The 7,535-nt window shown below is 33.5% G+C and carries 5 protein-coding genes; all 5 read left to right on the top strand.

Annotation, left to right across the window (positions count from 1 at the left end; all coding sequences use genetic code 11):
* Nucleotides 1-1,027 (top strand): DNA replication/repair protein RecF (recF, locus tag ACW2QF_RS08890; RefSeq protein ID WP_455715644.1); only part of this gene is annotated, 1,027 nt, incomplete at its 5' end.
* A gap of 60 nt (nt 1,028-1,087) precedes the next feature.
* Nucleotides 1,088-2,998, top strand: coding sequence for a DNA topoisomerase (ATP-hydrolyzing) subunit B (gene gyrB, locus ACW2QF_RS08885; protein WP_455715659.1), 1,911 nt, complete (start codon nt 1,088-1,090; stop codon nt 2,996-2,998).
* A gap of 42 nt (nt 2,999-3,040) precedes the next feature.
* Nucleotides 3,041-5,614, top strand: coding sequence for a DNA gyrase subunit A (gene gyrA / locus ACW2QF_RS08880; RefSeq protein ID WP_455715643.1), 2,574 nt, complete (start codon nt 3,041-3,043; stop codon nt 5,612-5,614).
* A 267-nt stretch (nt 5,615-5,881) separates the two neighbouring features.
* Complete coding sequence (locus tag ACW2QF_RS08875) at nt 5,882-6,724, top strand: fumarate hydratase (RefSeq protein ID WP_455715658.1); 843 nt, start codon at nt 5,882-5,884, stop codon at nt 6,722-6,724.
* 174 nt (nt 6,725-6,898) lie between these two features.
* Nucleotides 6,899-7,447 carry a Fe-S-containing hydro-lyase gene (locus ACW2QF_RS08870; RefSeq protein ID WP_455715642.1) on the top strand — a complete coding sequence of 183 codons (549 nt, stop codon included), beginning with the start codon at nt 6,899-6,901 and terminating at the stop codon, nt 7,445-7,447.
* Nucleotides 7,448-7,535 lie beyond the last annotated feature (88 nt).

Raw genomic sequence — 7,535 nt, 5'->3', positions numbered from 1 at the left:
GAATGGTACAAACATATTGTACGGGGATAATGCACAGGGAAAAACTAATATTCTTGAGGCTGTTTATTTAGCTGGGACGACAAAATCACACAAGGGTAGTAAGGATAAAGAGATGATTCAGTTAAATCAGGAAGAATCTCATATTCGAATGTTTATTGAGAAAAATCTGATTGTACATCGAATTGATATGCACTTAAAGAAAAACAAACCAAAAGGCGTAGCAATTGATGGAATTCCAATTAGGAAGTCTAGTGAACTCTTTGGTCTTATTAACCTTGTATTTTTCTCTCCAGAGGATTTAAGTATAATTAAGAATGGTCCAAGTGATCGTCGGAGATTTATTGATTTTGAGTTATGTCAGTTGGATAAACTATACCTTTCTGATTTGACAAATTACAACAAAATTATTGCCCAACGAAATAATTTATTAAAGCAAATAGGTTTTAAACCTGAATTAATGGAAACACTTAGTATATGGGATATACAACTTTGTGAATTTGGTAAACGTATAATTGAGAGAAGAAAACAATTTATACTTGAACTAAATGAGATTGTATACGATATACATAAGAGATTATCAGGTGGCAAGGAAGAACTAGTAGTTCAATATGAACCTAATGTTCTTTCTCAAGAAATGGAAACAAAAGTTAAAAAACAAAGAGATAAAGATATATTTTATAAATTAACAAGTGTCGGACCTCATAGAGATGATATTTGTTTTACAATAAAAGATATAGATATTAGAAAATATGGTTCTCAAGGGCAGCAGAGGACATCAGCACTTTCCTTAAAACTTGCAGAAATTGAATTAGTGAGACAAACCATAAAAGATGAACCAATATTATTATTAGATGATGTTTTATCAGAGTTAGATCGTAATAGGCAGAATTATTTACTAAGTAGCATTGAAGGTATTCAAACAATGATTACTTGTACGGGTTTGGAAGAGTTCGTAGCAAATCGTTTTCATATTGATAAATTGTATAAAGTGGTTGAAGGAAGTGTGACTGCAGAAAACGAATCATAATTTTAGAGTAATAGCAATTCAATAAAAGATAAAATTAGGAGGATAGTTATGAGTACAGAATTGGGTACAGAATACGGCGCTAATCAGATACAGATTCTTGAAGGTTTAGAAGCTGTAAGAAAAAGACCAGGTATGTATATTGGTAGTACGTCATCAAAAGGTTTACACCATCTTGTATATGAGATTGTAGATAACGCAGTTGATGAAGCACTTGGTGGTTATTGTGATACAATTGATGTTACAATTAACAAAGATAATTCAATTACCGTTAAGGATAATGGTCGAGGTATCCCTATTGATATTCATCCTAAAAAGGGAATTCCAGCAGTTGAAGTTGTATTTACCATTCTTCACGCTGGTGGTAAATTCGGCGGTGGAGGATATAAGGTATCCGGAGGATTACATGGAGTTGGTGCTTCTGTAGTTAACGCTTTATCCGAATGGCTTGAAGTTTATATTCACTCAGATGGGAAAATATATAACCAACGTTATGAACGTGGTAAGGTAATGCATCCACTGAAAGTTGTAGGAGAAACAGATAGAACAGGTACAACTGTAACATTCCTTCCTGATAATAAAATTTTTGAAGAAACAGTCTATGATTTTGAAGTATTAAAACAAAGACTTAGAGAAATGGCCTTTTTAACAAAGAATCTTAAAATCATCTTAAGAGATGATCGAGAGGAAGAACAAAAGGTAGTAGAATTCCATTATGAAGGTGGAATTAAGGAATATGTTCAGTACTTAAATAACAATAAAGATCCTTTGTATGAAAACATTATATATTGCGAAGGTAAAAGAGATGACGTATATGTAGAAGTTGCAATGCAACACAATAATTCATATACAGAAAATTGTTATAGCTTTGTAAATAATATTACGACTCCAGAAGGTGGTACGCATCTTTCTGGATTTAAGAATGCTCTTACAAAAACATTCAATGATTATGCCAGAACACAAAAATTCTTAAAAGATAACGAGGCTAATTTATCGGGTGAAGATATTCGTGAAGGTTTGACAGCTATCATTAGTATTAAAATTGGTGAACCTCAATTTGAAGGACAGACAAAGCAAAAACTTGGTAATAGTGAAGCAAGAGGGGCTGTTGATTCCGTTGTTAGTGAACAACTTACGTACTTTCTTGAACAAAATCCAGGTGTAGCTAAGATTATCTGTGAAAAAGCAGTTCTTGCACAACGAGCAAGAGATGCAGCAAGAAAAGCAAGAGACCTAACTAGAAGAAAGACTGCATTAGAAGGTATGAGCCTTCCAGGAAAATTAGCTGATTGTTCAGATAAGGATCCTAAGAATTGTGAAATTTACATCGTAGAAGGGGACTCTGCAGGAGGTTCTGCTAAAACAGCAAGATCTCGTGCAACGCAAGCAATTTTGCCACTAAGAGGTAAGATCCTTAATGTTGAAAAATCACGTCTTGATAAGATTTTAGTGAATAACGAAATTAAAGCAATGATAACAGCATTTGGTACAGGTATATCAGATGATTTCGATATTAGCAGATTACGTTATCATAAAATTATAATTATGACAGATGCCGATGTTGACGGTGCTCATATTAGTACTTTATTATTAACATTCTTATATCGTTTTATGCCTGAATTAATAAAACAAGGTTACGTATATTTGGCGCAACCACCTTTATACAAAGTTGAGAAGAATAAACAGGTATACTATGCTTATAGTGATGAAGAACTTAATAAAATACTACTTGAAATCGGTCGTGATACCAATAATAAGATTCAACGTTACAAAGGTCTTGGTGAAATGGATGCGGAACAACTATGGGAAACAACTATGGATCCAAAAAAGCGTGTATTATTACGTGTAACAATTGATGAAGATACTTCATCTGAGATAGATTTAACATTTACTACACTTATGGGTGATAAAGTTGAACCAAGAAGAGAATTCATAGAAGCAAACGCAAAATACGTTAAGAATCTAGATATATAAATATCACTAATTATATAAAGTCACAACTATGGAGGAATAGAAATGGACGAACATATATTTGATAAAGTTCACGACGTCGATTTGAAAAAGACGATGGAAACGTCATACATTGACTATGCCATGTCTGTAATCGCGGCCAGAGCTTTACCGGACGTTAGAGATGGTTTAAAGCCCGTGCAAAGAAGAATTCTATATGCCATGATCGAACTAAACAACGGTCCGGATAAGCCACATCGTAAATGTGCCCGTATCGTTGGTGATGCAATGGGTAAATATCATCCACATGGTGATAGTTCTATATATGGAGCTTTAGTTAACTTAGCACAAGAATGGTCTACAAGATATCCATTAGTAGATGGTCATGGTAACTTCGGTTCTGTGGATGGTGATGGGGCAGCAGCCATGCGTTATACAGAAGCGCGTTTAAGTAAAATCTCAATGGAGATGCTTTCTGATATCAATAAAAATACTGTAGATTTCATACCTAACTTTGATGAGACGGAAAAAGAGCCGGTTGTATTACCAGCGAGATTTCCTAATCTTTTGGTTAATGGTACATCAGGTATCGCAGTAGGTATGGCAACGAATATTCCACCTCATAACTTACGTGAGGTTATTAATGCAGTTATTAAGTTGATTGATAATCGTGTAGAGGAAGATCGTGATACGTCGATCGAAGAGTTACTTCAAATCGTAAAAGGACCAGACTTCCCTACGGGTGCAACCATCCTAGGAACAAGAGGAATTGATGAAGCATACCGTACAGGTAGAGGTAAGATTCGTGTACGTGCGGTTACGGATATTGAGCCAATGAACAATGGTAAAAACCGTATCGTAGTTACAGAATTACCATATATGGTTAATAAAGCAAGATTAATAGAGAAAATTGCAGAACTTGTACGTGATAAGAAGATTGATGGAATTACGGAATTGCGTGATGAATCTGACCGTACGGGTATGAGAATTTGTATTGAACTTCGTAAAGATGTGAATGCAAATGTATTATTAAATCAATTATATAAGCATACGCAATTACAGGATACATTTGGTGTTATTATGTTAGCACTTGTTAACAATGAACCAAAAGTACTTAACTTGCATGATATGTTAAAATACTACTTACTTCACCAAGAAGAAGTAGTAACTCGCCGTACACAATACGACTTAAACAAAGCAGAAGAAAGAGCACATATCTTAGAAGGATTAATGGTTGCTCTTGATAATATTGACGAAGTAATTAGTATTATACGTTCCTCAAAGAACGTTGGAATTGCCAAAGAACGATTAATTGAACGATTCGGATTATCGGAAGTTCAAGCACAAGCAATCGTTGATATGAGACTTCGTGCTCTTACTGGATTAGAAAGAGAAAAACTTGAAAATGAATTCAAGGAACTACAAGAAAAAATAGCGGAATATAAAGCAATCTTAGCTGATGTTAAGAAGCTTCTTACTGTTATCAAGGAAGAACTTATTGTTATCCGTGATAAATATGGTGATGATCGTAGAACTTCAATTGGATTTGATGAATATGATTTATCCATGGAAGATCTTATTCCTAGAGAGAACACAGTAATTGCAATGACTAGCCTTGGCTACATAAAGAGAATGACTGTAGATAATTTCAAGAGTCAGCATCGAGGTGGCAAGGGTATTAAGGGTATGCAAACAATAGATGAAGATTTCATAGAAGATCTATTAATGACAACTACTCATCATTATATAATGTTCTTTACTAATAAAGGTCGCGTATATCGATTGAAAGCATATGAAATTCCAGAATCAAGTAGGACTGCTAGAGGTACTGCTATTGTTAACTTATTGCAGTTATTACCAGAAGAAAAAATCACAGCGATTATTCCTCTAAAAGAGTATAAGAATAATAGATACCTATTCATGGCAACAAAGAAAGGTATTGTTAAGAAAACTCCTATCAAAGAATATGAAAATATTAGAAAATCTGGTTTACAAGCAATTAATCTTCGCGAAGATGATGAATTAATTGAAGTTAAATCAACAAATAGACAAAAGGATATTATTTTAGTAACTAAGAATGGTATCTGTATCAGGTTTAACGAAGAAGATGTTAGACCTACTGGTAGAACATCCATGGGTGTTATTGGTATGAACTTGTCTGACGATGATGAAATTGTTGGAATGCAGTTGCATACACAAGGTAAGTATCTATTATTCGTATCTGAATATGGTATGGGTAAATGTACGGACATGGACGAATTTACTGTGCAACGCCGTGGTGGTAAGGGTGTTAAGTGTTATAAAATAACAGAAAAAACAGGCGATGTTATCGGTGTTAAAGCTGTAAACGAAGATAATGAAATTATGATTATTACTACAGAGGGAATCATAATTCGTCTAATGGTTAGTGGAATTTCAGTACTTGGAAGAATAACTTCTGGTGTTAAATTAATTGATATTGATGTAGATAAAGATGTTAGGGTTGCTAGCTTTGCCAAGGTAAGGGAAAGTGACAACACAACAGAAGATGATCTTTTAAAACAATTAGAAGAACAGTTAGAGGAAGAATCTTTAGATAATGAGATTATTATAGAATCGGATCAGGACTATGAAGAAATAGAAGAAGATTCTGAAGAATAAGCTTTAACTCTATATAATTTAAAAATTTAAGATTAAAAGGAGCAAGGTGTAAGACCATTTTAGGTTATACATTTTGCTCCTTTTTAGTGATTTATAGAAGACAAAGGTTTGACTATAGTGTTTTCTATAGTTTACTTGAGCCTTAAAAGTATGATATATTAGTAATTAAAGGAAGTAAGAAACCATTTTTTATTTACCTAGAACAATAAATTTTATGAAAGGGGCCATGTTTGTTTATAGTAAGATATAATATGCATGGGTAAAAAAATGAGAATAATTCATACAGATGCAATCATAAGTAATATAAAAGAAATGTGTATTGAAGCAAATTATAACTTGTCTCAGGATATGGAAACTGCTATAGTAAGTTCTCCAGAAAAAGAGGAATCTCCCATTGGAAAGCAAATACTAGGGCAACTAGAGGAGAATATTAATATTGCAAGAGAAGAATTAATACCAATTTGCCAAGATACAGGAATGGCAATTATATTTATGAAAATAGGACAGGACGTACATGTTGAAGGTATGAATCTTGAAGATGCGATCAATGAAGGAATTAGACAAGGATATGAAGAGGGATATCTAAGAAAATCTGTAGTTAAAGATCCGATAATACGTGAAAATACGAAAGACAACACACCAGGTGTTATTCATTACGAAATTGTACCAGGTGAAAATATCGACATCACTGTAGCACCAAAAGGTTTTGGAAGTGAAAATATGAGTCGTGTCTATATGTTAAAACCATCAGATGGTATAGAAGGCGTTAAGGCAGCAGTTTTAGAAACTGTTAGATTAGCTGGTCCAAATGCTTGCCCCCCAATAGTAGTAGGTGTAGGTATAGGAGGAAGCTTTGAAAAGTGTACATTACTATCTAAAAAAGCATTAACACGTAACTTGCAAGAAAGATCTTCAACACCATATGTAAAAGAATTAGAAGAAGAATTACTAGAAAGCATTAATAAACTAGGAATTGGCCCTGCAGGTTTAGGAGGTCGAGTAACAGCATTAGGCGTTAATGTTGAGACATACCCAACGCACATAGCAGGTCTACCGGTTGCTATCAATATTTGTTGTCATGTGAATAGACATTCACATCGTATATTATAGTAATCTGAATTCCTATTAGGAAAAAGCATAGCACTAGATAATAGGAATTCTAGATTTATATCATCTTATTAAGAATTAGTAAGATCGAAAGAGTTGAAATATTACGAAGGGAGCCATGCAATGTTTTTTTCAATCTATTATAATAATTAGCTTGTAAAATGCATGGGAATAAATATGAATAAAAACATAGAAGCACCTTTATCAGGTGAAGTAATACGATCATTAAAAGCAGGAGATTATGTATATATTTCTGGTACTATATATACAGCAAGAGATGCAGCACATAAAAGAATGTATGAATGTATTCTAATTGGAGAAGAAATTCCTTTTGATTTAACTAATAATATTGTTTATTATCTAGGACCTACTCCTGCTAGGGAAGGTAAGGTAATTGGTTCAGCAGGTCCAACTACCAGTAGCAGAATGGACAAGTATGCTCCATTACTTATGAAACACGGTTTAAAAGGAATGATTGGTAAAGGAAAAAGAAATGAAGAAGTGATATCTGCTATCAAAGATAATACTTGCGTTTATTTTGCAGCTGTTGGTGGAGCAGGAGCAGTTTTGTCTAAGTGTATTACGAAATCAGATGTTTTAGCGTATGATGATCTAGGTACTGAGGCAATTAGAAAATTAGAGGTTAAAGATTTTCCTGCCATAGTTGTAATTGATTGCAAAGGTAATAATTTATACGAAGAGGCAGTTAAAGAATATTGTAAATAGCAATTTGCTAATGTAATAACTTACTGTTAAAAATAAGGTGTAAACAAAATAGTTGCACTAAGAATAAAAGTAATTATATTAGGAATAT

Source organism: Anaerosporobacter sp., assembly GCF_965301125.1.
This window is presented reverse-complemented; position numbering and strand designations above follow the sequence as displayed.

Bases quoted from the DNA above. Each gene is read 5' to 3' on its own strand.
- gyrA (WP_455715643.1), top strand. From the start codon at position 3,041: ATGGACGAACATATATTTGATAAAGTTCACGACGTCGATTTGAAAAAG.
- ACW2QF_RS08875 (WP_455715658.1), top strand. From the start codon at position 5,882: ATGAGAATAATTCATACAGATGCAATCATAAGTAATATAAAAGAAATG.
- ACW2QF_RS08870 (WP_455715642.1), top strand. From the start codon at position 6,899: ATGAATAAAAACATAGAAGCACCTTTATCAGGTGAAGTAATACGATCA.